A 1,216-nucleotide genomic window follows, 5' to 3' on the forward strand; every position below is an offset into this window, starting at 1 on the left:
CATCTTCGGCGGCAAGAAGCCCGACCTGGACGCCCTGTTCTCGTGACCGGGTCCGGGAGCACTCCTGTGCTGACGAAGACCGTCGGTACCGCCGGGGCCGGTACGGGCCCCGGCGGTCGGGGCGGTGGCCGCGCCCGGCGCGCGCTGGAGGGAGCCGTCACCCCGCTGCGCGGCCTGGCAGGCCTGGCCGGCCTGGCGGTGCTGCTTCAAGTCCTGCCGCACAGCGGGCTGGTCTCCGCCGACTACCTTCCGCCCGCGTCGGAGATGGGCCGGGCCCTGTGGCAGCTGCTCGCCGAGGACGCGTTCTGGACCGCGTTGGGTGACACGCTGACCGGCTGGGGCCTGGGGCTCGCCATCGCCGTCGTGACGGGCGTGGTGGCCGGAATAGTGATCGGCTCCGTGCCGGTGCTGCGGGCGGTGACCGCCTCCACCGTCGAGTTCCTGAGGCCGATACCGTCGGTGGCGCTGATCCCGGTGGCGGTGCTGCTCTACGGCACCGACCTGGAGTCGAAGCTGCTGCTGGTGGTGTACGCCTCCTTCTGGCAGGTGCTCGTCCAGGTGCTGGCGGGCATGCAGGACGTCGACCCGGTGGCCGAGGACACCGCCCGCAGCTACCGGATGGGCGGTTGGGGGCGGGTGCGGTACGTCATGTGGCCCACCGCGCTGCCGTATGTGATGACGGGTGTGCGGCTGGCCGCGACCGTGGCGCTCGTCCTCGCCATCACCGCGGAACTCGTCATCGGTTCGCCCGGCCTGGGCAATCAGATCGCCGTGGCGCAGACGTCCGGCGCCGTGCCGCGGGTCTACGCCCTGGTCCTGGTCACCGGGGTGCTGGGAGTCGCGATCAACCTGGTGGCGCGGGCCGTCGAGCGGCGGGCGCTGCACTGGCATCAGTCCATCCGCAGGGAGGGGTAGCCGGATGATCCGGACAACAGTCCTCGACATGGCCCGGCGGGCCTTGCTGGTCCTGGGCCTGCCCGCGGTCCTGTTCGCCGTGTGGTGGTTCACCACCGCGGGCAGCACCGACTTCTACATCCCGCCGCTGGCCACCATCCTGCAGAAGTTCGGGGAGGTGTGGACGGGGGAACGGCTGCTGTCGGACGTCGTACCCAGCCTGCTCCGGCTGGCCGCGGGCTATCTCCTCGCCGTCGCCATCGGCGTCGGGCTGGGGCTGGTGGTGGGGATGAGCCGCGTCGCGCGCGACGTGCTGGAGCCG

General features: G+C 72.1%; 1 protein-coding gene and 1 pseudogene. Both read left to right on the plus strand.

Translation table 11 applies throughout. From position 1 onward, the window contains the following. Positions 1 to 144 precede the first annotated feature (144 nt). Positions 145 to 915 (plus strand): ABC transporter permease, encoded by a 771-nt coding sequence (locus AQJ91_RS48370; protein ID WP_067036827.1) that lies wholly within the window; start codon positions 145 to 147, stop codon positions 913 to 915. A 4-nt stretch (positions 916 to 919) separates the two neighbouring features. Continuing rightward, positions 920 to 1,216: pseudogene (locus AQJ91_RS48375) on the plus strand (ABC transporter permease); the annotation flags it as partial.

Origin of the sequence: Streptomyces dysideae (assembly GCF_001514305.1) — a bacterium.
Classification (GTDB): Bacteria; Actinomycetota; Actinomycetes; order Streptomycetales; family Streptomycetaceae; genus Streptomyces; species Streptomyces dysideae.